Below are 23,731 nucleotides of genomic sequence, written 5' to 3'. Positions count from 1 at the left end.
CGTACAGTCTTGCGGCAGGTCCGCCCCTAGCCCAGGTAATCCGAACGTTGCAGGCCGTATTTGGCCATTTTCTCGTTCAGCGTCCGGCGCGGCAGGCAGAGCTCTTCCATCACCGAGGTGATCGAGCCCTTGTGGCGGCGCATGGTGTTGTCGATCAACATGCGCTCAAAGGCTTCGACATATTCTTTCAACGGCTTGCCTTCGGTGGTCATCACCGGCTGCATGTCCTCGTGGTCGGACATCAACAAGGACGCAATGGTGCCCGAACCGCGCCGCGATTGCAGCACCGCGCGTTCCGCCACATTGATCAGCTGGCGCACGTTGCCCGGCCAGGGCGCCTGCAAGAGCTGCGCCGCCTCCTGCGCCGCAACCTGGGGCGCCTCGCAGCCATATTCCTCGGAGAATTGCTCGGACAGGCGGGTAAACAGCGTCAGGATATCCTCGCCGCGCTGGCGCAGCGGCGGCACGGTGATCCTGAGCGCAGCGAGACGATAGAACAGATCCGCCCGCAGCACATCCTCGGAGGTCTTGCCGGCCTCCTGCAGGTTGGAAATCGCGATAATGCGGGTCTCGCCGGGAGTGCCCTGCTCGTTGATGAAGCTCAGAAGCTTGGCCTGCAAGGGCTCCGAGAGCGCCTCGATATCCTCAAGAACCAGAGTGCCGCCGCGCGCCTCTTCCACCGCGGGCAGCAGGCTGTCTTCGGGCTGCATCGGACCAAACAGGCGCTTTGCCAGCGCGTCTTCTTCCAGCGCGGCACAGGAAATCAGCACAAATTTCTTGCCCGCGCGGCTGCCCACCGCATGAAGCGCATGCGCCACCAGCGTCTTGCCGGTGCCGGTCTCGCCGTCGATCAGCACATGGCCATCGGCCTGACCCAGATCGAGGATATCCTCGCGCAGGCGGTCCATCACCGGGCTGGTGCCGATCAGCTTCTTCATGATCTGACCGCCATCGGACAGCTCCCGGCGCAGGGCGCGGGTGTCCATGGTCAGGCGGCGCGCGCCGGTGGCGCGTTTGGCCAGCTCCGACATCCGATCCGGGTTGAAGGGCTTTTCGAGGAAATCAAACGCCCCCACCCGCATCGCTTCGACCGCCATCGGCACATCGCCGTGACCGGTGATCATGATCACCGGCAAGGAGCTGTCCGAGCCCATCAGCTTTTTCAGGAACTGCATCCCATCCATGCCGGGCATTTTGATATCGGAGATCACGATGCCCGGGTAATCCGGCCCCAGCGTCTTCAGCGCATCCTCGGCGCTGGCAAAGGTCTCGGTGTCATAGCCCGACAGCGCCAGCCATTGGCTGATGGATTGGCGCATGTCCTATTCAGCGGCCTCGATGCCGTCCACCAGGATCGGCAGTTGCATTTCAAATACCGCGCCGCCCGCCTCGGAATTGCGGGCCGTCAACCGGCCCCCTAGGTCGTTCACGATCCCCGAGGAGATGGCAAGCCCCAGACCAACCCCGTCGCCGGGCTGCTTGGTGGTGTAAAACGGCTCGAACAGGCTGTCGAAATTCTGAATGCCCTCGCCATTGTCCCGCACCGCCAGCGTCGCAGTTTCCCCCGCAGCCAGAAGAATTTCCACCTCGGGCTCCTCTACTGATTTGGTGGCGTCGAGCGCATTGCGCAAGAGGTTCACCATCACCTGCTCCAGGCGCATGCGATCCGCCATCACATAGACCGTTTCGTCCGGCAGGATCCGGGTGATCTTGACGTGGCGCTGACGCAGCTGCGGCTCCATCATCGACAGCGAGGACGCCAGCGCTTCGCCCATATTTACAGGGCTGAATGCGTCCCCGCCCTTACGCGCGTAGGATTTGAGCTGCCGGGTGATCGCGCCCATCCGTTCGATCAGATCATCAATGCGGCCAAAGGACGAAAGCGCCTCCTCCGGGCGGTTGCGTTGCAGCAGCAGCCGGGCCCCCGCAAGGTAGGTCTTCATCGCCGCCAGGGGCTGGTTCAACTCGTGACTGACGGCGGCGGACATCTCGCCGAGGGCCGCGAGTTTGGAGCTCTGCGCCAGGCTCTGTTCGGCCACGGCGAGGGTCTTTTGAACCCGTTCACGCTCGGCGATTTCCCGCTGGAGCCTGGTGTTCAACACGCGAAGCTCCGCCGACTCGCGCTGAAACAGCGCCATGCGCAGCGCCGTCTTGCGGCTGAGCGCATAGAAGGCCAGCGCCAGAAAGATCGCGAACCCCATGATTTCGAGCGCAATCACCGCGTTCACCTGTTCGCGGATCGAATCATAGGTGGTGTAGGACATCATCCGCCAGCCCTGGAAGGGCACCCGGGTTTCCAGCCGCATCACCGCCTCGCCCTGCAAATAGACATCCGCAGGCAGCGCGGTCCAATCGGCGGTGGCACGGATCGCGCGCTGGATCGCGCCTTCGGGGGTTTGCTCCTTCAGCGCCTCCGCCTCCGAAAGGCCACGCCAGCGGGCCTCGGTTGCCAGCACCACCTTGCCGGTGCTGTCGGCCACCATCACCGCATCCGAGATCCCCGCCCAGGCGCGTTCGAATTTTTGCAGATCCACCTCGACCATGATCACGCCGATGGTGCCGCTGCTGTCCACCAGCCGCCGCGAATAGGTGAACTGATAGCCCCGCACCTCGCGCGGGATCACCGAGAAAACGGTGGAATTGGAGCGGATCGCATCCACGAAAAACGGCGCGTTGCGATAGACTTCGCCCAGGCGCACCCGATCCGTTGCCGCCACGGTGCGCCCGTCGCGGTCCATCAGGGTGATCGAGGCGGCGCCGATCTCGTCGATGAAGGAAATCAGCCGCTGGGTCGAGAGCGAGAAATCCTGGCTTTGCAGGGCCGAAATCAGCGCCTGATCGCGCGACAAGAGCTGCGGCACGATGGCATGGCGGCGCAGTTCGCTCACCAGGTTGCCGGAGTAAAGCGCCAGACGCAGCTCCGCCCGGTTGCGGGTGGTTTCGGTGAAATTATTGGTCAGGGTCTTGTTGGTGAACCAGACAGTGGCCCCGGCAATCGCCATAAAGACCACAAGCGCCATCCGCACCCGCCAGGAGATCGTCCGCGACCGCGAGGCGCGCGGGCGCTTGGACGTTGCGCCGGGCACGGGGCCCGAGGTTTGCTCAGGGGCAGTCATAGCGTCACACTAAAAGGGCCGCCCCTGAGGCTCAAGTCATGCCGCCGTCAAGAGGCCGGACAATGCGCGGAACATCGCCACGCCATCGGTGCCGCCGTGGCCTTCATCCGCCGCCCGCTCCGGGTGGGGCATCATGCCCAGCACGCGGCGGTTTTCTGACAGGATACCGGCGATATCGGCGACGGAGCCGTTGGGATTGTCCACATAGGTAAAGGCAATGCGGTCCTGATCCTTTAACGCCTGCACGGTGGCGTCATCGGCATAGTAGTTGCCATCGTGGTGGGCAATCGGCACCCCGATCACGTCACCCGCAGTATAGCCCTGGGTAAAGGCGCTGTCTGAGGTGGCAACCGACAACGCGATGGTTTTGCAGATGTATTTCAGACCCGCATTGCGCAGCAGGGCGCCCGGCAGCACGCCGGTCTCGGTCAGGATCTGAAAGCCGTTACAGACCCCAAGCGCATAGCCGCCGCGCTCGGCATGGGCGACCACGGCCTTGCAGATCGGCGATTGCGCCGCGATGGCGCCGCAGCGCAGATAGTCGCCATAGGAGAACCCGCCCGGCACGCCGACAATATCGACACCTTCCGGCAGCTGGCTGTCCTTGTGCCAGACCATGGAGACTTCAAAACCCGCCTGTTCAAAGGCCACGGCGAGGTCGCGATCACAGTTGGATCCGGGGAAAACGACGACGGCGGCCTTCATCACTGGATCTCGACGCTGTAGGATTCGATGACCGTATTGGCGAGCAGCTTTTCGCACATTTCGGTCACATCGGCCTCGGTGGCGCCCTCGGCCAGCTCCAGGTCGATCACCTTGCCCTGACGCACGCCTTCGACCTTGTCAAAGCCAAGCGCGCCAAGCGCGTGACGCACGGCCTCTCCCTGCGGATCGAGAACCCCGTTCTTGAGCATCACATGCACCCGTGCCTTCATCGCGTCTTTCCTCAAGTTCCTGCGGGGAGGGAGCCAGCCGCCCTGCCCTGTTAGCAATCAAAAACCCGCAAGACCGGCTCTGCGCTGATCTTGCGGGATGTTCTTAATTCACCAGCGTCGGCTTGCCGGGCGCGGGCGGATTGTTCGGCATCACGCCCAAACGGCGGGCCACTTCGGTATAAGCGTCGGTGAGGCTGCCGAGATCGCGGCGGAACACGTCCTTGTCGAGCTTCTGACCGGTCTTGATATCCCAGAGGCGGCAGCTGTCGGGGCTGATCTCATCGGCCACCACCAGACGCTGGAAATCACCATCGTAAATGCGGCCAATTTCGATCTTGAAGTCCACCAGGCGGATTCCCACGGCCAGCATGACGCCAGACATGAAATCATTGACCCGCAGCGCCAGGCTCAGGATGTCGTCCATATCCTGCTGGCTGGCCCAGCCAAAGGCGGCGATATGTTCCTCGGTGACCAGCGGATCGCCAAGCGCGTCGTCCTTGTAGCAATATTCCACCACCGGACGCGGCAGCTGCGTGCCCTCGTCAATGCCGAGCCGCTTGCAGATCGTGCCGGCGGCATAGTTGCGTACGATAATTTCCAGCGGGATGATCTCACAGGAGCGCACCAGCTGCTCGCGCATGTTCAACCGTTTCAGGAAATGGGTCGGCACGCCGATCTGGCCGAGGCCCAGCATGAAAAATTCGCTGAGGATGTTGTTCAACACCCCCTTGCCCTCGATCACCGCGTGTTTTTCGGCGTTGAAGGCGGTGGCGTCGTCCTTGAAGTACTGGACGATGGTGCCCGGTTCGGGACCTTCATAAAGGGTTTTAGCCTTGCCTTCGTAGATTTTCTTACGCCGCGCCATGGAGAGCCTTTCGGTATCGACAACCGGGAATCTGCCCCGATCCGTAGCGTTCTCATAGTGCAAGGGGGCGCATCCCGCAAGCGCGCCGCAAGACGGGGGCGCTCTTTCACCGCCCGGCGCGCGCCGCGCCTCCCACATATGCGATTTTGCGAACACCTGTCCTATTTTGCGCCGATATCCCCCATTGCGTTGACGCTTTATTCAGCAACTGACGCTAGCTTGGATGGAACGCATACGGACATCCCAGGATGTTCGGCCTCCCGTGGTGGGGACCGCGGTTCAGCGTCCAGAATGGCGCGCCGCACACCTATCGGTGAATTCAGAGCATGCCTTAGATGTGCTATATTAGGGCTCGCCCCATGGCTTGGCTCAGGGCTTTTCCCTGGGTTTGGATGGTGGCAGGCACGAAGGGAGTAACAGAGGTGACAACTTTTGATGATCGAGAACGGGCATTCGAGAATAAATTCGCCCGGGAGCAAGAAGTAAAATTCCAGACGCTGGCGCGGCGCAACAAATTGCTTGGTCTCTGGGCCGCAGACGTGCTTGGGCATCGCGAAGAGGCCGCAACCGCCTATGCGCAGACCTTGGTACAAACCGTCCTGAGCGGCGATGCGCAGGGCGAAGAGGCCCTTCTGGAACGGTTGACGCGGGATCTTGAGACAAGGGTCAGCCCCGCAGCGATCCGCGACAAGATCGCGGAACTGTCGCAACAGGCGATGGCTCATCTTTCAGCGCCGAGCCCCACAGGGTGATTGGCGACGCAGGACATACGGTGGCGTGACGACACCCGTCCATCAGCTTTGCTGACGCTCCCTCGGCCGGTTGCGGCCCTGAGATAAACAAGAACGGCGGATGTTTGACATGACACAACGCGCCCCGCGTAAAAACACTCTTGGCACCCTTTTGCGCGTGGCCGCACCGCTTGTCATCATGGTGGGCTCTTTGGTGGTTCTGGCGGGGCATGCGGACCTGCCGGCCCTGCCGCAACTGCTGGCGCTGACGCAACAGGTCACCCCGCTCAGCTGGCTTGGCGCGATCAGCACCACGATACTCAGCTTCTGGGCCCTGGGCCGATATGATGCGGTGGCGCATCGGCATCTGCGCACCGAACTGGAGGAGCCCCTGGCCCGACGTGCCGGCATGGCCTCGATCGCCTTTTCCCAGGCGGTGGGCTTTGGCCTGCTGTCCGGCTCCTTTGCCCGCTGGCGACTGCTGCCGCAGCTGTCGCCCTTGCAGGCCGCGCAGCTGACCGGCTTTGTCGGGATCACCTTCATGACCGCGCTTGCGGTGATCTGCGGCGTGACGCTTATGCTGGTGGCGCCAACGCTCGCCATGCGCGGCGCCGGGCTTGCCATTCTGGCGCTGGCCACGACTGCGGTCGTTCTGTGTTTTCTGCATCCCGAATGGCGTCTGCGCGGGTTGAAACTCAGGTTGCCCTCCTTGCAGGCGATCTTTGCGCTGATGTTCTGGGCGCTGCTGGACGTCACATTTGCCTGCACCACCCTCTGGCTGCTTTTGCCGGAAGGACATGGGCTGACCTTCGCCGCGCTTCTGCCTGCCTATTTCCTAGCGCTTGGCCTGGCGATCGTCTCCTCCTCTCCCGGCGGTGCCGGCCCGCTAGAACTCGCCATGCTGGCCATGCTTCCCGGCGCGGATGCAGCCGTCCTGGTGGCCGGGCTCCTGGCCTTTCGCGCGGTCTATTACGGGCTGCCGGCGGCCCTCGGGGGGGCCTTGCTGCTCTGGCCTTCGCTGATGCGCTATGGCCTGCCTGAAGAAAGCGAGGAAGTGGATCTTCTTGGCGCCGATGCGCGTGTCGCCGCCAGCCAGCCGTTTGACCGCCCACAGGCAGAAACCGCGGTTATCCTGCAAAATGGCGGTCATGTCATGGCCTTTGGGCTCAATCAGGTCGCGATCCTGGACACGCCCCAGCTCTCCACCGTGCTGTTTGACCCGATGACCGGGCGTCGCGATGAAATCCCCGAGGCCCTGGCGCGGCATGCCCGCTCTCGCAATACCGCCGCCTGTTTCTACAAATGCGGCCCCCGCATGGCGCTTACCGCCCGCGCACAGGGATGGAAGGTGCTTCGGGTGGCGCAGGATGCCATCCTGTTTCCTGCGGATTTCTCCGAACAGGGCTCCGCCTTCCGGCAGCTACGTCGCAAACTGCGCCATGCTGAGAAATCCGGCGTGACGGTGGAACCGGCCTGGAACAGCCTGCCGCTGCGCGAAATGGCCGAGGTCGATGCCGCCTGGATCGCCCAGCACGGGAGCGCGCGCGGCACCACCATGGGGCAGTTCGAACCGGGCTATGTCGCCATTCAGATGACATTTCTCGCCCGGATCGAGGATCGGCTCGTCGGCTTTATGACCTTTCACCGCTGCGCCAATGAATGGTGCCTTGATCTGGTCCGCCAACTGCCCGGCGCGCCGGACGGCACCGGACATGCGCTGGTGCGCGCGGCGATCGAGGCGGCCAGGATCTGCGGTGTGGCGCGGCTCTCGCTCTCTGCTGTGCCGGATCACAGATTGGCACAGCGCTATGACAACGGGTTGCGCCAGTTCAAATCCTGCTTTGCACCCCATTGGGAAACCCGTTACATGGCCGCGCCGAGCTGGCCGCAAATGGCGCTCGCGCTGGCCGAGATGACCCGCCTTGTGCATCGCCCGATCCGCCCGGACTTCAACCTGCCGCAACAAACGCTGACCTTGCAGGATCCTCATGTTGATCTTGAGGAAAATGCGGTTGCGATCAAACGGACCGCGTGAGAGACGGACACATCCGGCAACGGGCGTGCCACGCCCGAGCCCAGATCTGGCAAGTGGATACCAAGATGAGCAATAGTTTCCTCGACCTGATGGCAAGCCGCGATGTGCTGCTGGCCGATGGAGCAACAGGCACCAATCTGTTCGCCATGGGGCTCCAGTCCGGCGACGCGCCGGAACTGTGGAACACCGATGAGCCCGGCAAGATCAAGGCGCTCTATCAGGGATCCGTGGACGCGGGCAGCGATCTCTTCCTGACCAACAGCTTTGGCGGCACCGCCGCGCGCTTGAAACTGCACAATGCGCAGGGGCGCGTGCGCGAGCTGAACCGCGTCGCCGCGGAACTCGGCCGCGAGGTCGCCGACACTGCCGGGCGCAAGATCGCCGTTGCCGGCTCGGTCGGCCCCACTGGCGAAATCATGGAACCCGTCGGCAGCATGAGCCATGCGCTGGCGGTGGAAATGTTCCACGAACAGGCCGATGCGCTCAAGGAAGGCGGCGCTGACGTCCTCTGGCTGGAGACAATCTCTGCCCCCGAAGAATTCCGCGCCGCCGCCGAGGCGTTCAAACTGGCGGATATGCCCTGGTGCGGCACCATGAGCTTTGACACTGCGGGACGTACCATGATGGGCGTGACCTCCGCCGATATGGTCAAACTGGTTGAAGAGTTCGAAAACGCCCCGCTCGCCTTTGGTGCAAACTGCGGCACCGGATCCTCCGATATCCTGCGCACCGTGCTTGGCTTTGCGGCGCAGGGCACGGAACGACCGATCATTTCAAAGGGCAACGCGGGCATTCCGAAATATGTCGATGGCCATATCCATTATGACGGCACGCCTGACTTGATGGGCGAATATGCCGTCCTGGCCCGGGATGCCGGCGCCAAGATCATCGGTGGCTGCTGCGGCACCATGCCGGAGCATCTGCGCAAGATGCGCGAGGCGCTGGACAGCCGTCCGCGCGGCGAACGCCCGACGCTGGAGCATATCGTCGAACTGCTCGGCCCCTTCAGCTCTGCCAATGACGGCACAGAAGACGGGGCGGAAACCGGCCAAGAGCGGCGCGCGCGCAGAGGCCGCCGTCGCGGTTAAACCCAACATCACGGCACATCACACCTGGGCGGCTTCCCCAGAGCCGCCCTTTGCCGTCGCGGCGCCAGCAGTCGCCGGGTTATTTTCCGGCGGCAACCATATCCCTGATTTTCACTGCCTTTTCGAAATGATCCAACTGATGGCTGGCAATCCACCAGGTGGCCGCCTCCATCAGCAGTTCAGGATCATCATTGCGATTGGCAAAGAAGGCATAGAACGACAGGCCAACGCCTTCGCCTTTTTGAGCGATCTTCTGGTCGCACACGTGAATGATCTTGTCTCGCAGGCTTTGTCGCATCGCGTTCGACCTTCCGTCTGAAATTCCGCTAGAACAGCGCCAGCTGATCCCCCGCCTGCGCCGGTTTTGCAAACAGATCGCAGCGCAAGGGCGGCGCTTTCTCTGCCAGGCCCAAGCGCGCGCAGGCCAATTTGAACCGCCGTGCGATCATGTCGGCATATTCCCCCTCGCCGCGCATGCGATGACCCCAGCGTGGATCATAATCGCGCCCCCCATGCATTTCGCGCAGCCGGGCCATGACCTTTTCCGCCCGGCCCGGTTCATGCTCGCGCAGCCATTCCTGCCACAACACCGACACCTCCCGCGGCAAGCGAAGCATGATCCAGCTCGCCGCATCGGCACCGGCCTCCGATCCCGCCGCCAGCAGCGCCTCCACCTCGTGATCCGTAAGCCCCGGCACCAGCGGCGAGGTCATGATCCGCACCGGAATACCCGCAAGGTGCAAGCGGTTGATGGTCGCCAATCGCCGGGCGGGAACTGGCACCCGGGGTTCCATCCGCCGCGACAGATCCGCATCCAGCGTGGTGACCGAAATCCCCACCCTGACCAGCCCAAGCGCGGCCATTTCCGACAGGATATCAATGTCGCGCTCAATCATCGTGCCCTTGGTGACGATGGCAACCGGGTGGTTAAAGTCCCGCAGAACCTCAAGACAGCGCCGCATCAGCCCATGATCCCGCTCGCAGGGTTGGTAGGGGTCGGTATTGGTGCCGATCGCCAGCGGCGCGACCTTGTAACTGCGGGAGGATAACTCCTTGCGCAGGATCTCCGGCGCATTGCTGCGCGCCACCAGACGGGTCTCGAAATCCAGCCCCGGCGACAAGCCCAGATAGGCATGGCTCGGCCGCGCAAAACAATAGATGCAGCCGTGCTCGCAGCCCCGATAGGGGTTGATGGAGCGATCAAAGGGCAGATCCGGCGACTTGTTGTAAGAGATCAGACTGCGCGCCATTTCGCTGCGAATCTCTGTCACCGGCGAGGGCGAGTCCTCCGCCTGATACCAGCCATCCGACTCTGCCTCGCGGCTCAAATCGAACCGCCCCGCCGCATTGCTGAGCGCCGCGCGTGTTTTGCGACGTTTTAAGGTTTGACAAGATTTTTCCAACATACTCTTGCTATGCCACACCAATGGGAACAAATAAAGAACACTTGCGCAGATGCAGAGAAAATCAGGCGATAACGGCATGAGAACAGCGCGGTTTTCATCACAGAGGTCGGTACAACGCGCCGCGAGGTCGCAATCGAAACAGTTCCGATTGTCGCATCTGTCACAAAACGATAAAAAATAATGGCCAAACCGGGTTCGCCCGCCAGCTAAGGAACACAGATATGTCGGAAGAAGAAGACATCATCCTCGCAGACCTCGACGACGAGGAACTGGTTCAACAGATGTTCGACGACCTCTACGACGGTCTCAAGGAAGAGATCGAAGAAGGGGTGAATATCCTCCTGGAGCGCGGCTGGGCGCCCTACAAGATCCTGACCGAAGCGCTGGTTGGCGGCATGACCATCGTTGGCGCCGACTTCCGCGATGGTATCCTTTTTGTGCCCGAAGTTCTGCTGGCTGCAAACGCGATGAAGGGCGGCATGTCCATCCTGAAACCCCTGCTCGCCTCCACCGGTGCGCCGCGCATGGGCTCCATGGTGATCGGCACCGTCAAAGGCGACATCCACGACATCGGCAAGAACCTCGTCTCGATGATGATGGAAGGGGCCGGCTTTGAGGTGGTCGATATCGGCATCAACAACCCGGTCGAAAACTATCTGGAAGCGCTCGACGAGCACAAGCCCGACATCCTCGGCATGTCCGCCCTGCTCACCACCACCATGCCCTATATGAAGGTCGTGATCGACACGATGATCGAGCAAGGCAAGCGCGACGATTATGTTGTGCTGGTCGGTGGCGCACCGCTAAACGAGGAATTCGGCAAGGCGATCGGTGCTGACGGCTATTGCCGCGATGCCGCCGTTGCGGTTGAAATGGCCAAGGATTTTGTTGCGCGCAAGCACAACTCAGCAAACGCCTGATATGAGCACCGCGTCGCCAAGACGCGGACGCGCGGCTCGCCTGCAACGGCGGGCCGCGATGCCGCTGCCCAGCGGAACCTCTCTTGACGAAAAAAGCCTCACCGAACGGGGGCTCGCCGCACCGGAGCGCAAAACGGGACGCATCCTGCTGATCGCCTGCGGTGCCTTGGCGCGCGAGATCCTCGACATCACAGCCGCCAATAGTCTCGATCACCTGGATCTGACCTGCCTGCCGGCCAAGCTGCATCTTTATCCCGACCAGATCGTTGCCCATGTCGAGGCCGCCGTGAAAAAACACCGCGCGACCTATGATCGGATCTATGTGGTCTATGCCGATTGCGGCACCGGTGGCCTGCTGCAACAGAAATGCGCCGAACTGGGGGTGGAGATGGTCCCCGGCCCCCATTGCTATGCCTTTTTTGAGGGCAACGCGAAATTCCAAGACCGCGCCGACGACGGCGAAATCACCGCCTTCTACCTTACCGATTTTCTGGTCAAACAGTTCGACGCCTTCATCTGGCGCCCGATGGGGCTCGACAAGAACCCCGAGCTGCGCGACATGATTTTTGGCAATTACACCACACTGGTCTACCAATCACAGGTAGCGGACCCGCATCTGGTGGAGAAAGCGCGCGCCTGCGCGACCCGCATGGGGCTGAGGTTTGAGCATCGCCATACCGGCTATGGCGATCTGGAACCCACGCTCACCAAATGGGGCGGCGCCTGATCTTCTTCTAACTCGAAATATCCCGGGGTGAATTGGCCCCCGGGCCAAGAGGGGCAGCGCCCCTGTCTTCTGGCTCTAGATCTGCGCCGCGGCGGTTTCGCGGATGCGCTCTATCATGGCCCGCAGCCCGTTGGAGCGCTGCGCGGACAGATGATCGTTCAGCCCAAGCCGTCCCATTTCCGCGCGGGCATCCACCGCCAGAACCTCGGCAAGGGTCAAGCCGTTGTACAGCTTGCGCAACACTGCGATCAGCCCCTTTACAATCATCGCATCGCTGTCACCGTCAAAATGCAGCCTGTCCCCGTCGATCTGTACATGCAGCCAGACCTGGCTGGCGCAGCCATCGACCTTGGTGGCCGGCACTTTCAGCGCGTCAGAGAGCGGCTCCATCGCCTTGCCCTGTTCGATCACATGGCGATAGCGATCCTCCCAGTCATCAAAGAACTCAAAATCCTCGACGATCTCTTCAAAAGCAGCAGTGGCCATGACAGCTCTCATCTCTCAATATCAGGAACAGCCAGCACCTAGGCCAGCCGCCATGTCTTTTCAACCGCTTTTCAACGGCGTCGCAATCGGGTAACCAGATTTACAAGACACTCTGACCGCGGCAGGTATTTATGCGTATCACATTCGGCGCTCTCTTGATTGGCACTCTGGTCCTCTCCTCCTGTGGTGGATGGCGCGACTCCCGGATCAATCCGACAAACTGGTTTGGCAAATCCCGCGAAAGCCGCGTTGAGGCCAGCGTGGATGAAAACCTGAACCCGCTGATCCCGCAGGAAGAGGACCGCGCCAATCTTCTGGGCTCACGCGACGAGGTACAGGAAGATCGCAGCCTGCCCATCGCCCTGATCAAGGATATGTCGATCAGCCGCACCCCGACCGGGGCCATCGTCACAGTGGTTGGCGAGGCGGCGCGCAACGGTGCCTATGACGCCGTGCTGGTTCCGACAGAAGCACAAGGCCCCGGCGAGCTGGAATATACCTTCCGCGTGACCTACCCTGAAAAAGCCACCTATCGCGGCACCGAGGCGACGCGCACCATTCGCGCCGCTGTCAGCCTGTCCAATCAGGACCTGCGCGGCGTCCATCGCATTCGGGTCGTGGGCAAGGAAAACGCGCGAGAGAGCCGTCGCTGACGCAGCCCTCGCCGCTTTGGGTCACCGCAGCAGGCTGCCGCGTGACCCGCTGATATCACTGATATAAATCCAGACCTCTGCCACCGGCAAAGCGCATTATGCGCTTGGCCGGTGCCGCATCAGACTGTTCCCGGGGGTCAGACCTCGACCACCTTCACCTGTTGCCCTTTGGCCGCGAGCGCGATCTTGCCCTCGCACAGACGCAGCGCATCGGCGCCAAAGACCTCAAGGCGCCAGCCATGCAGCGCGGGCACATCACGTTCCCCGGCGGCAATCGCATCCAGATCGGCCGAGGGCGCGATCAGCTTGGCGGCAACACCCGAGGTTTCGGTCTTGGCCTTCAGCAACACCCGCAGCAGATCCGCCAGCGCGCCGTTGATTTGCATCTTCTCGCGCGAGCGATCCGGCTGCGGCATCTGATCCTGCGGACAGTTCACGCCGCGCTCCACCGCCTTGAGGATGCCATCGGCGATCACGCCCTTGCGGGCCTCACGCAGCAGCAGGCGCGAGCCGCCAAGGTCGGCAGGGGTTTGCGGTTTGGTCGAGGCGAGCTCCACCAGCGCGTCATCCTTGAACACCCGGTTGCGCGGCACGTTATTGGTTTGGGCATATTCCTCGCGAAAGGCTGCCAATTCGCGCACCACGGCGAGGAATTTGCCAGAGTTGGTGCGCGTCTTGACCCGGCGCCAGGCGTTTTCCGGCACCACCGTATAGGTCGCCGGATCGGTCAGAACTTGCAGCTCTTCCGCGACCCAATGGCTGCGCTTGGTCTTGTCCAGTTCCTTGCGCAGATATTCGTAGATCAGGCGCAGATGGGTCACATCGGCCAAAGCATAGGTTTTCTGCGCCTCGCTCAGCGGGCGGCGCGACCAATCGGTAAAGCGCGAGGTCTTGTCGACCCCCTGTTTGCAAATCTTACGCACCAGGGTTTCATAGCCGACCTGCTCGCCAAAGCCGCAGACCATTGCGGCGACCTGGGTGTCAAACAGGGGCTTGGGGAACACCTGCGCATCAACCCAGAAGATCTCCAGATCCTGACGCGCGGCGTGAAAGACCTTGACCACATTCTCGTTGCGGAACAGATCATAAAGCGGCTCCAGCGACAGCCCCTTGGCCAGCGGATCCAGCAGCACCGCGTCCGTCTCGCCGTCACCCTTGAAGGCCAGCTGCACGAGGCAGAGTTTCGAATAATAGGTGCGTTCGCGCAGGAACTCGGTATCCACCGTCACATAAGGATAATTCGCAGCCTCTTCACAAAAGCTGCGCAGTTCGTCGGTGGTTGTCAGAGTTTTCATGCAGATGCGTCTTTGCCGGTTTTTATAGGGTTGGCCCGCTCGGGTCCGCCCTTGATACGCCGTACCAGCCTCGGTTGCAAACCCTCTTGAACGCAGCGTCAGTCGAGGTGCAGCATCTCGCGCTCACCGCGCAGAAACCGTGCAAGCACAGCCGGATAGAGCCGATGTTCCTGTTTCAGCACCCGCGCCGCCAGCAGATCGGGCGTATCGCCCGGCAGGATCGGCACCTCGGCCTGGCCCAGCAGCGGGCCGTCATCCAAACGCGGCGTCACCTCATGCACGGTGCAGCCATGGCGGCTGTCACCCGCCTCCAGCGCGCGGGCATGGGTGTGCAGCCCCTTGTATTTCGGCAAGAGCGAGGGGTGAATGTTCAGCATCCGCCCTTCAAACTGGCTGACGAAGCCTGCGGTCAGCACCCGCATGAAGCCCGCAAGGCAGACCACATCGGCGCCGGCCTCAAGGATTGGCTTGACCAGCTCGGCCTCAAACGCCGCGCGATCCTCGCCAAAGGGGCGGTGATCCACCACCGCCGTGGCAACACCGCGCTCGGCGGCCTTGCGCAGCCCGCCCGCATCGGCGTTGTTTGACAGCACCAGACAGGGGCGGCCCGGATGGCTGGAGTCCTGCAACATGCTGTCAACGAGGGCCACCATATTGGAGCCCCCGCCGGAAACCAGAATGGCGACTGTCTTCTTGGTGCTCACAGCAGCCCGCCGGAGTAGCGAACCCCCTCGCCCGCGACCACGGTGCCAAGGCGGGAGACGGTTTCGCCCTCGCCCGTCAGCACCTCGGTCAGCGCGTCGGCGCGGTCTGCGCTGACAACCAGGATCATGCCGATGCCGCAGTTAAAGGTCTTGAGCATTTCGGATTCTTCAATGCCGCCGGTCAGGGCCAACCAGTTAAAGACGCTGGGCACCACCCAGGCGCTGAGGTCGATCTCGGCGCCCATGCCTTCGGGCAGGACGCGCGGCAGGTTCTCGGTGAGACCACCGCCAGTGATATGGGCCAGCGCGTTGACGCCGCCCGCGCGCACCGCCGCCAGCGCCTGCTTCACATAAAGCCGCGTCGGCGTCAGCAGCGCCTCGCCCAGGGTGCCGGTGCCAAAGGGGCTCGCCGCATCCCAGTCGAGGCCGGAGTATTTCACGATCTGGCGCACCAGCGAATAGCCGTTGGAATGCACCCCGTCAGAGCGCAACCCCAAGAGCACGTCCCCTTCGGCGACATTGGCGGGCAGCGTCGCGCCGCGCTCCATCGCGCCAACAGCAAAACCGGCCAGATCAAAATCACCCTTGGGGTACATGCCGGGCATCTCTGCGGTCTCGCCCCCGATCAGCGCACAGCCCGAGCGCACACAGCCCTCGGCAATGCCTTCGATGATGCGCGCCGCGACCTCGGTTTCCAGCTTGCCGGTGGCGAAATAATCCAGGAAGAACAGCGGCTCGGCGCCCTGACAGACCAGATCGTTGACGCACATGGCAACCAGGTCGATACCGACGCCATCCACATGGCCAGTGTCGATCGCGATGCGCAGCTTGGTGCCCACACCATCGGTGGCGCCAACCAGAATCGGATCTTCAAAACCGGCGGCCTTGAGATCAAACAGGGCGCCAAAGCCCCCCAGCCCGCTCATCACGCCGGAGCGATTGGTGCGCTTGGCTGCCGGTTTGATCCGGTCCACCAATTCGTTGCCCGCATCAATATCCACCCCTGCATCCGCATAGGTCAAACCGTTCTTGCCGCTGGTCATCGCATGGCTCCTTCGCAATGTTGGAGTGGCTTTATCCTATAGGGCGCGCGAAGGGAACCAGGGAATACGCCACTCCCCCGGGTGAAACCCGCCCAAAGGGAGTGACATTTTATCTATTGGTGCAGCGTCACGCGCCTGCCCCCGTAGCTAGATGCCAAATTGCCAGGGCGCCTGATGAAAGGCAAAGGAATCGCCCTCGCGCGCCACCTGCCCCAGACCCGGGAAATCAATATGCATTCCGGTCACCAGCAGCTGGTCGGCGGCGGCCCGCTCAAACATCGCCTTGCGGGTCTGTGCGGCCAGCGCCTGATCCACATCAAAGGGGATCGTCCATTCGGGATGCGGGAACTGCAAGGCGGTGCTGTGCACGATATCGCCCCAGATCAACAGCTGCGTATCGCCACCGTCCAGCATGAACCCGCTGTGCCCCGGCGTGTGGCCCGGCAGCGGCACTGCGGTAAAGCCGGGCGCCGCCTCGACCTCGCCCGAGAACAGTTTGAGCCGGTCCGCATAGGGCGCGGTGGTGTTGCGCGCCATCTGAAAGAACCCCTGCGCATCCGCGGGAACCGAGGCCATGATGGCATCGTCCTGCCAGAACCCCCATTCGGTTTCCGCGATCACAAGTTCGGCGTTGGGAAAGGCCGCGCTGCCATCCGCCGCCAACAGCCCACCGGCGTGATCCGGGTGCATGTGTGTCAGCAAGACGGTGGAAATATCCGCCGCCGCCACCCCCGAGGCCGCCAACGCCGCGCTCAACCCGCCAAGGTCAGGCCCCATCAGCTGCGCGGTGCCGGTGTCGATCAGCGTGTATTTGCCCCCCCGTTCCACCAGATAGCCATTGACCGGGATCTCCACCCCGCCATCCTTGGCCTGATAGAGCGTGCCCGCCAGCGCCGCCTCGACCGCCGCCGGATCAGAGCCGGTAAAGGCCGCCGTCGGCAGTGCCAGGTGCCCGTCCAGCAGCGCGGTCACCGTCGCGTCGCCAATGTGGAACCGGTGCAGCACCGGAGCGGGCCCCGGCGCCGCCGCCTGTGCCCGACGCCCGAAGGACGGAACAGCAAGGGACGCGGCCCCCAGGCCGATCGACTGAAGCACGGATCTGCGCAAAAGTGTCATAAAAACCTCCAATATCTCTGCCCGCCACATCAGCGAACACTGAATAGTTACCTGGCCAAACTGGCCTTCGGCAGCCGCAACGGGCTAATAAGGGATATTAGCACTCCTAATAGGCAAGCCCATGGACCGATTGACGCTTCTCGAAACTTTTACGGTCGCGCTGGACGAAGGTAGCCTCAACCGCGCCGCACAGCGACGCAGCCTGACTCAATCGGCGATCAGCCAGCAGATCAAACAGCTCGAACAGCTCATCGGTCAACAGCTCTTGCACCGCACCGCGCAGGGCGTCCGCGCCACCCGCGCCGGAGAGCTGGTCTATGATCACGCCCAGGGCCTTCTGGGCGGCTATGACCGGATGTTGGCGGAACTCAGCGTGTTGGACACCAGCCTCTCTGGCGTGTTCCGCATCAGCGTCAACACGTTCCTTGCGCGCAAAGTGGTCGGGCCGCTGCTGCTGGAGCTCGATCAGCAGCATGAGGACCTCAATATCGTGATGCGGGTGGATGACCGGCTGGTCAATGTGGTGCGGGAGAATTTCGATCTCGCCATTCGCTCCGGTCGCCTGGGCGATACCGATGGCGTCGGGCGGCGCATCGGCGAGATTGAAACCGTGCTTTTTGCCACCTCGGGCTACCTCGACAACATCGGCCGCCCACAACGGCCAGAGGACCTCAAGCGGTTGAAATTCATCCAATATCACGAAGACCAGACCAAGGGATTCTTCCCCATGTTGCGTGACGGGGTGGAGTCGCTGGCGCCGATCCGGGTCGGGTTCACGGCGGATGATCCCGAACTCATCATGCGGGCCGTCAGCAATGGTGCCGGCTACACCCGCGCTCCGCTGTTCTTTGTTCAGGAGCTGCTCCGCAGTGGCACCTATGAGCGGGTGCTGCCAGACTGGACCGCGCCCAACAAGGATATCTTCGCCGTCTACCCGTCTCGCCACAGCCGAGACCGGCGACGAGAGCTGATTATCGACGGCATTGCCGAGCGGCTGCAAGAGGCGCTGCACCCGCAGGATCGCCCGCCTCGCGCTCAATCACCGCTTGACCTCTCCGCCACCATTACCTAACCAGTTTTTCCAGGTGGGCCTGTAGCTCAACGGTTAGAGCAGAGCGCTCATAACGCTTTGGTTGCAGGTTCGAATCCTGCCGGGCCTACCATTCCCCAGATACATCTGTTCCCTCTCGGCCAAACGCGCGAGTCTGTTGTTCGCGATCAGAGTACCGCAGAGATGGCGGCGCATATGTCATATTCGAAACAGTTTCGACACAGTGCAGAGCTTCGTCGATCACGATATGGCGGACGCTTTCGTGAACGCGCAACACCGCCGCCATGCGCACCGTTTGGGCCTTCTCGGCGGCGCGAAACACTTCGACGATCAATCAAAGCGGCTTGAAGCCATCAAACAGTGTGGAATGTTGGCTCCTCCGGCCAAAAATGACGAAAGCCGCCCTGTGGAGGCGGCCTTTATCATCTTGTATTCTCAAGGAGAATTTGGCTCCGGCGGTAGGGATCGAACCTACGACCAATTGATTAACAGTCAACTGCTCTACCGCTGAGCTACGCCGGAGTGTGAGCGACCGTATAGCGAGGGGATTTCGGGGCGTCCAGAGAAAATATTACAGTATTCGCGATTTTTTGCAGGGGAATTTGGTGAGCGTCCCGGCTTTCTCCTGCGTCCCCTCACGGCTCGCGAGAACCTCACAGGTCATTCATATTAAAGAATATTATGACATTGAGGGTGCTTTTACGCAGCCAGCCATCATGCGGAGCCGGTTTAACGAAAAAAAAATTCTCCTGTGGCAATGTCAGCCCAAACGAATTGGAGGGACATCATGTTCTTGAAGTCTTGGTTCCGTAACATGCCAGTAAAACAAAAGATCCTGCTCCCTGGGATGGCTGGCTTGTTGATGATGATCGGCGTCATCACGACGTTCTGGGCTCAACGCCTGTCCACCGCCCTATATTCAGGGTTTGAAGAGCAGGTCGTGCTCACCGAATCCTATATTGCGGCCCCGCTGGCGACTGCCGCATGGAACTACGACGAGGAGCTTGCGAATACCACGCTACGCTCCTTGGCGGAGCGCGAGACTTTTGTCTTTGCCCGTGTGGTTAGCAGTGGCGCCGTTCTTGCCGAAGCCCATATCGGCGACACAATGCAGGAGGATTGGATCGCGCATGCCGACGAAATGCTCCAGTCGGAAGAGCCGCGTATGGAGGTGGGGGACTACACCTATTTCATGACGCCGCTGCTCTTTGACGGCGAGCAGGCGGGCAACATGATCTGGGCATTGGATACCTCGATCATTTCCAACCAGATCATGCATGCCAATGTGGTGGCCGCAGGGCTTGGCTTTGCGATCTTCGCAGGGTTTTCGATCATCTTTTACATGATCGCAGTCGCGGTCTCGCGTCCCATCGGGGATGTGGTGACCCATATCGACGCGCTTCAGCATGGCGATCTGACCCGGGACATCCCGGAAGCGGATCGTCGCGATGAAATCGGTGCGCTCGGCAAGGCTCTGGTCGATTTTCGCAATACCTCTGCGGAACAGCAGCGCATGGAAGAAGAAAAGCGCAAGCAAGACGCGGCCCAGGAGCATGTTGTCACAGTGCTGAGCCACGCGCTTGGGGAACTCTCCACCGGCGATCTCACGGTGAAGATCGACGAAGACTTCCCGGCGGAATACGAAAAACTGCGCGAAGACTTCAACGCCTTGGTGCATCGTTTGTTTGATACCGTCTCTGCGGTGGTTGATGCAGCTGAGAGCATTCAGAATGGCTCGACCGAGATCAGTTCCGCCTCTGATGACCTTGCGCGCAGGACCGAAAGCCAGGCCGCAACGCTTGAAGAAACAGCTGCGGCGCTGGACGAGTTGACCGCATCGGTGCGCCAGGCAGCCGAGGGGGCAACCAGCGTTTCCAATACCATGGATGAAGCCAAGGCTGAGGCGGTCAATAGCGGCACAGTTGTGAACAGCGCCGTCTCTGCAATGACCGAAATCGAACAATCCTCGAGCCATATCTCGCAGATCATCGGTGTGATTGACGACATTGCCTTCCAAACCAACCTCTTGGCGCTGAACGCTGGTGTTGAGGCGGCGCGGGCCGGCGAGGCTGGACGGGGCTTTGCCGTGGTTGCCTCCGAGGTGCGCGCCCTTGCGCAGCGATCCTCTGACGCGGCGATGGAGATCAAGACGCTTATCGGCGATTCCTCCAAACAGGTGGAGCGCGGCGTCGATCTGGTTGGCAAAGCAGGCGAAGCGCTGCACAATATCGTGGAGCGCGTCACCCAGATCTCTGGCCTGATTTCCGATATCGCACAGGGTGCGAGCGAGCAATCCGCCGGGCTTGGTGATATCAACAGCGGGATGGTGGAACTGGATCAGGTGACCCAGCAAAACGCCGCGATGGTCGAAGAAGCCACAGCCGCAAGCCACATGTTGAAGGCCAACGCCACCAACCTTGCCGGTATGGTCTCTCACTTCAAGCTGGGTAACGCCCAGAGCAACGTCCATGTCATGGCGGCCAAGCCGGATGCAGAAGAAGAGATCGCAGCGCCCTCTGCTTATGGCGAGGATTGGGACTACACCCCCGAGCCGACCAAAGCCGCGGTTGGAGCTGACAGTGGCAATTCCAAGATCTGGGATGACTTCTAGATTGCAATGACGGCAGGGGCCTTCCCCTTGCCATCCATCAAGACAGGAGCTGGTTTCCACTATGGAGACCAGCTTTTTCACGTTGCAAGGAATGGCAGTCCGAGGGGGGTACTCGATGTCGCCCGCGAAGTAAGCACACATCTGCATCCTGCGCGGAGGAGCCGTTTTTTAGTCAAGGCGCCACTATAGCTGCCACAGCGCCCGTGCAGAAAGCTCCGCCTGGCGCGCTTGCGCGGAAACGGCCGTTCTTGTCAAAGCGCAATAACGATATCTGCGCGCAACCCCCCCAGGTCATCGCTGGTGCCCAGGCGCAAAATCCCGCCATGCGCGCGTGCAATATCGGCCACGATGGCCAAGCCCAGCCCGACGCCGGTGCCGCGGTCCTGATTGCGGGCGGGATCCAATCGCGTAAAGGGGCGCATGGCGTCTCCGCGCAGGTCTTCGGGAATGCCGGGCCCGTCGTCATCCACCCGGATGCGCAGGGATTTCTGAGTGACCGCCACCGAAACCCGCGCTTGCGTGCCATAGCGCACCGCGTTGGAGATGAGATTGTCCAGCGCACGACGCACCGCTGCCGCCCGCAAGGGCACCACCCGATTGCCTGACAGGTCGATCAGCTGCACGTTTTTTCCCTGACGCACCCAATCCTCTATCGCGTCTTGCACCAGCTCGCCGGGATCGCTCTCTTCCATTTCGCTGGTTGTCACACCCCGGGAGAAATCAAGGAAAGCATCGACCATCTCTTCCATCTCGCGCACGTCCTGGCGCATCGACGCGGCGTCCTCATCCTCCAGAAACGACAGGCTCAACTTGAGCCGGGTCAAAGGAGTGCGCAAATCATGGCTCACCCCGGACAGCATCAGCGTGCGCTGTTCAATCTGACGATCAATGCGCGCGCGCATGTCAACAAAAGCAGCGCCCGCGGCGCGGACTTCGGTGGCGCCGCGGGGTTGGTAGGGAATCATCCGGCCCCGGCCAAAGGCCTCGGCGGCTTCGGCCAATCGTTTGATCGGTCGCAGCTGATTGCGCATATAGGCCATGGCGATCACCACCAGCAAAAAACCAAAGACCACCATGGTCACAATCAACTGGTGCGGCGCCGCGGCGCTCACGCGCCTGCGACTAAACTCCATCTCCAGCGGTCCGAGGTCGGTATCCATAATGACGCGAATCTGTCGCCCCTCCGGCAACTGGATCGATTCGAAATTCGGCAGGGTCAGACGAAGCGTCGAGCGCACGATGCGGCCCGAAAAATCCTCAAACGAGATCTGATCCGGCGGAATCTGCTCATCAGGTGCCAGGAAACGCAGCTTGATCTGCAAGGGGCGCAGCAACGGCGCCAGCCGCGCCATCGCCTCCTCCTGTGTTTGCGCGCCGCCGATCTCGTCGTTGATCATGATGAACTCACGCGACATGGTCTGCGCCATCTGGCGGGTGATATTTTCAAGATCGCGACGGATAAACGCAAAGGACACAACGATCTGCAACACCACAACCGGCATCAACAGGATCAGGGCCGCCCGACCGTAAATCCCGCTGGGCAGTCGTGGCATATAGTGTTTGAGGCGCGAGAGGTTCATGGCTAAGCCTAAGCGGAGGAAAATTGCCGGGCATTTGCCCCAAGAGGATGATCCAATGAGCAGAGCGCAAGCAACGGATGGGTTCAACCCTAAACCCGGGGTGCCGGAACAGATCACGCCAATGGTGCGCCGCATTCTCGCTCCGAACCCGTCGCCCATGACCTATCGTGGCACCAATAGCTATCTGATCGGCACCCGCGACATTGCTGTTATTGACCCTGGCCCCGCCTCGTCGAGCCACCTTGCCGCGCTGCTTGCGGCGTTGGAGCCGGGGCAACGGATCAGCCATATCCTTGTCACTCATAGCCATCTGGACCATTCACCGCTCGCCGCCGCGCTTCAGGCAGAGACCGGCGCGCCGATCCTTGCATTCGGCGATTTCCGCGCCGGACGCAGCGCCATCATGGAAGAACTCGTCACCCAGGGGGTCGCTGACGGCGGCGAAGGGATGGATCGCGAGTTCGCTTGCGACCGGTGCCTCAAAGACGGCGAGGTGGTCTCGGCGGAGGGCTGGTCACTTGAAGCGCTGCACACGCCCGGCCATATCGGCAATCATCTCTGCTTTGCGCTTGGCGACACCCTGTTCTCCGGCGATCATGTCATGGGATGGGCAAGTTCCCTGGTCTCGCCCCCCGACGGTGACCTGACCGATTTCATGGCCTCATGCCGACGTTTACAGCATCGCCGCTGGACGCGCTTTCTGCCCGGGCATGGTGATCAAGTGTCAGAGCCGGCAGCGCGACTTGACTGGTTGATCGAACACAGATTGTCGCGTGAAACGGCAATTCTCGACCATTTGCGCCGCGCAAGCGCAAATGCAGCGGAATTGACCCAACTGATCTACACAGAGACCCCAAGCGCCCTTCTCCTGGCCGCGGAGCGAAATGTTTTTGCACATCTGGTCGACCTTCACCAACGTGGCAAAGCCCAGGCCCTCGGCCCCCTAACGACACAGGTCCGCTTTGCGGCTGATATCTGAATTTTTTGCCCGCACAGGCAAATTCGCTCTGGACGCCCCGAAATCCCCTCGCTATACGGTCGCTCACACTCCGGCGTAGCTCAGCGGTAGAGCAGTTGACTGTTAATCAATTGGTCGTAGGTTCGATCCCTACCGCCGGAGCCAAAATCCCCAAGTAGATCATAGATTTACAAGACACCTCAGTTAGGTGGCTCAGGGGGTGTTTGGCATGCGCAAGCATATGGTAAGCAATGCGGCGCTGATACAAGATAGCGCGATTTGCCATGAACCCAGCGCCTGATGCTGGTCTGCGGTGCAGAACCTATGAAATTCGATATCCATATTCTCGGCCTTTGCGGACTTTTCTTGTCACTTCCCACCGCGAGACAGATCGCGTCGGGCCTTGGTTGC

22 protein-coding genes and 3 tRNA genes are annotated in these 23,731 nt (G+C 61.5%); 11 read left to right on the top strand and 14 right to left on the bottom strand.

Going from position 1 to position 23,731, the window contains the following annotated elements; translation table 11 throughout:
* Positions 1–26: 26 nt before the first annotated feature.
* The 5 genes from HCZ87_RS03385 to purC all read right to left on the bottom strand — a co-directional run bounded on the left by HCZ87_RS03385 (position 27) and on the right by purC (position 4,916).
* Positions 27–1,319 carry a sigma-54 dependent transcriptional regulator gene (locus HCZ87_RS03385; protein ID WP_167642361.1) on the bottom strand — a complete coding sequence of 431 codons (1,293 nt, stop codon included), beginning with the start codon at positions 1,317–1,319 and terminating at the stop codon, positions 27–29.
* Positions 1,320–1,322: 3 nt separating this feature from the next.
* A complete protein-coding gene (locus HCZ87_RS03380; protein WP_175582132.1) occupies positions 1,323–3,116 on the bottom strand; it encodes an ATP-binding protein in 1,794 nt (597 codons plus the stop codon).
* Between the two features lie 36 nt (positions 3,117–3,152).
* Positions 3,153–3,821, bottom strand: coding sequence for a phosphoribosylformylglycinamidine synthase subunit PurQ (gene purQ / locus HCZ87_RS03375; protein ID WP_167642360.1), 669 nt, complete (start codon positions 3,819–3,821; stop codon positions 3,153–3,155).
* The gene (gene purS / locus HCZ87_RS03370) at positions 3,821–4,051 is read right to left on the bottom strand and encodes a phosphoribosylformylglycinamidine synthase subunit PurS (RefSeq protein ID WP_005607046.1); all 231 of its coding nucleotides are present in this window, start codon (positions 4,049–4,051) and stop codon (positions 3,821–3,823) included. Before purS ends, purQ begins: the two co-directional genes overlap by 1 nt.
* Positions 4,052–4,154: 103 nt before the next feature.
* Positions 4,155–4,916 (bottom strand): phosphoribosylaminoimidazolesuccinocarboxamide synthase, encoded by a 762-nt coding sequence (purC, locus tag HCZ87_RS03365; RefSeq protein WP_167642359.1) that lies wholly within the window; start codon positions 4,914–4,916, stop codon positions 4,155–4,157.
* A 422-nt stretch (positions 4,917–5,338) separates the two neighbouring features.
* Here purC and HCZ87_RS03360 point away from each other — a divergent pair, with 422 nt between their 5' ends.
* The 3 genes from HCZ87_RS03360 to bmt all read left to right on the top strand — a co-directional run bounded on the left by HCZ87_RS03360 (position 5,339) and on the right by bmt (position 8,770).
* On the top strand, positions 5,339–5,668 hold the full coding sequence (locus tag HCZ87_RS03360) for a DUF1476 domain-containing protein (protein WP_167642358.1): 330 nt from the start codon (positions 5,339–5,341) through the stop codon (positions 5,666–5,668).
* Positions 5,669–5,777: 109 nt separating this feature from the next.
* Positions 5,778–7,682: a phosphatidylglycerol lysyltransferase domain-containing protein gene (locus HCZ87_RS03355; RefSeq protein WP_167642357.1), complete on the top strand. Its 1,905-nt coding sequence runs from the start codon at positions 5,778–5,780 to the stop codon at positions 7,680–7,682.
* A gap of 65 nt (positions 7,683–7,747) precedes the next feature.
* Positions 7,748–8,770: a betaine--homocysteine S-methyltransferase gene (bmt, locus tag HCZ87_RS03350; protein WP_167642356.1), complete on the top strand. Its 1,023-nt coding sequence runs from the start codon at positions 7,748–7,750 to the stop codon at positions 8,768–8,770.
* A 79-nt stretch (positions 8,771–8,849) separates the two neighbouring features.
* Here the strand turns inward: bmt and HCZ87_RS03345 are convergent, their stop codons facing one another.
* On the bottom strand, positions 8,850–9,068 hold the full coding sequence (locus tag HCZ87_RS03345; RefSeq protein WP_167642355.1) for a DUF6500 family protein: 219 nt from the start codon (positions 9,066–9,068) through the stop codon (positions 8,850–8,852).
* 28 nt (positions 9,069–9,096) lie between these two features.
* Positions 9,097–10,176: a PA0069 family radical SAM protein gene (locus HCZ87_RS03340; protein WP_167642354.1), complete on the bottom strand. Its 1,080-nt coding sequence runs from the start codon at positions 10,174–10,176 to the stop codon at positions 9,097–9,099.
* A 221-nt stretch (positions 10,177–10,397) separates the two neighbouring features.
* Between HCZ87_RS03340 and HCZ87_RS03335 the strand changes: the two genes are divergently transcribed.
* Positions 10,398–11,096: a B12-binding domain-containing protein gene (locus tag HCZ87_RS03335; RefSeq protein WP_167642353.1), complete on the top strand. Its 699-nt coding sequence runs from the start codon at positions 10,398–10,400 to the stop codon at positions 11,094–11,096.
* 58 nt (positions 11,097–11,154) lie between these two features.
* Positions 11,155–11,823 carry a DUF1638 domain-containing protein gene (locus tag HCZ87_RS03330; RefSeq protein ID WP_254868504.1) on the top strand — a complete coding sequence of 223 codons (669 nt, stop codon included), beginning with the start codon at positions 11,155–11,157 and terminating at the stop codon, positions 11,821–11,823.
* A gap of 75 nt (positions 11,824–11,898) precedes the next feature.
* On the opposite strand, the gene HCZ87_RS03325 is transcribed toward HCZ87_RS03330, so the two are convergent.
* Positions 11,899–12,309 carry a SufE family protein gene (locus tag HCZ87_RS03325; RefSeq protein ID WP_167642351.1) on the bottom strand — a complete coding sequence of 137 codons (411 nt, stop codon included), beginning with the start codon at positions 12,307–12,309 and terminating at the stop codon, positions 11,899–11,901.
* A gap of 131 nt (positions 12,310–12,440) precedes the next feature.
* Here HCZ87_RS03325 and HCZ87_RS03320 point away from each other — a divergent pair, with 131 nt between their 5' ends.
* Positions 12,441–12,962, top strand: coding sequence for a hypothetical protein (locus HCZ87_RS03320; RefSeq protein WP_167642350.1), 522 nt, complete (start codon positions 12,441–12,443; stop codon positions 12,960–12,962).
* A 137-nt stretch (positions 12,963–13,099) separates the two neighbouring features.
* On the opposite strand, the gene rnd is transcribed toward HCZ87_RS03320, so the two are convergent.
* The 4 genes from rnd to HCZ87_RS03300 form a co-directional block, all read right to left on the bottom strand.
* Positions 13,100–14,257: a ribonuclease D gene (gene rnd / locus HCZ87_RS03315; protein ID WP_167642349.1), complete on the bottom strand. Its 1,158-nt coding sequence runs from the start codon at positions 14,255–14,257 to the stop codon at positions 13,100–13,102.
* A 98-nt stretch (positions 14,258–14,355) separates the two neighbouring features.
* Positions 14,356–14,961: a phosphoribosylglycinamide formyltransferase gene (purN, locus tag HCZ87_RS03310; protein ID WP_167642348.1), complete on the bottom strand. Its 606-nt coding sequence runs from the start codon at positions 14,959–14,961 to the stop codon at positions 14,356–14,358.
* Positions 14,958–16,004 (bottom strand): phosphoribosylformylglycinamidine cyclo-ligase, encoded by a 1,047-nt coding sequence (purM, locus tag HCZ87_RS03305; protein WP_167642347.1) that lies wholly within the window; start codon positions 16,002–16,004, stop codon positions 14,958–14,960. Before purM ends, purN begins: the two co-directional genes overlap by 4 nt.
* Before the next feature lie 147 nt (positions 16,005–16,151).
* Positions 16,152–17,120 (bottom strand): MBL fold metallo-hydrolase, encoded by a 969-nt coding sequence (locus HCZ87_RS03300; protein ID WP_167642346.1) that lies wholly within the window; start codon positions 17,118–17,120, stop codon positions 16,152–16,154.
* A 121-nt stretch (positions 17,121–17,241) separates the two neighbouring features.
* On the opposite strand from HCZ87_RS03300, the gene HCZ87_RS03295 reads away from it, so the two are divergent.
* On the top strand, positions 17,242–18,192 hold the full coding sequence (locus HCZ87_RS03295; protein ID WP_167642345.1) for a LysR family transcriptional regulator: 951 nt from the start codon (positions 17,242–17,244) through the stop codon (positions 18,190–18,192).
* Positions 18,193–18,207: 15 nt separating this feature from the next.
* A tRNA-Ile gene (locus HCZ87_RS03290) sits at positions 18,208–18,283 on the top strand.
* A gap of 335 nt (positions 18,284–18,618) precedes the next feature.
* Here the strand turns inward: HCZ87_RS03290 and HCZ87_RS03285 are convergent.
* Positions 18,619–18,693 (bottom strand) — tRNA-Asn (locus tag HCZ87_RS03285).
* A 265-nt stretch (positions 18,694–18,958) separates the two neighbouring features.
* On the opposite strand from HCZ87_RS03285, the gene HCZ87_RS03280 reads away from it, so the two are divergent.
* Positions 18,959–20,782, top strand: coding sequence for a methyl-accepting chemotaxis protein (locus HCZ87_RS03280; protein WP_167642344.1), 1,824 nt, complete (start codon positions 18,959–18,961; stop codon positions 20,780–20,782).
* A 251-nt stretch (positions 20,783–21,033) separates the two neighbouring features.
* On the opposite strand, the gene HCZ87_RS03275 is transcribed toward HCZ87_RS03280, so the two are convergent.
* Positions 21,034–22,362: an ATP-binding protein gene (locus HCZ87_RS03275; protein ID WP_167642343.1), complete on the bottom strand. Its 1,329-nt coding sequence runs from the start codon at positions 22,360–22,362 to the stop codon at positions 21,034–21,036.
* Between the two features lie 55 nt (positions 22,363–22,417).
* Here HCZ87_RS03275 and HCZ87_RS03270 point away from each other — a divergent pair, with 55 nt between their 5' ends.
* Both HCZ87_RS03270 and HCZ87_RS03265 read left to right on the top strand, forming a co-directional pair.
* Complete coding sequence (locus tag HCZ87_RS03270) at positions 22,418–23,341, top strand: MBL fold metallo-hydrolase (RefSeq protein WP_167642342.1); 924 nt, start codon at positions 22,418–22,420, stop codon at positions 23,339–23,341.
* Positions 23,342–23,410: 69 nt separating this feature from the next.
* Positions 23,411–23,485, top strand: a tRNA-Asn gene (locus HCZ87_RS03265).
* Positions 23,486–23,731: the final 246 nt, after the last annotated feature.

Origin of the sequence: Phaeobacter sp. HF9A (genome assembly GCF_011806385.1) — a bacterium.
Lineage (GTDB): Bacteria > Pseudomonadota > Alphaproteobacteria > Rhodobacterales > Rhodobacteraceae > Epibacterium.
Note: the sequence above shows the minus strand (reverse complement) of the source record. Positions and strands in the feature narration are given on the sequence as shown.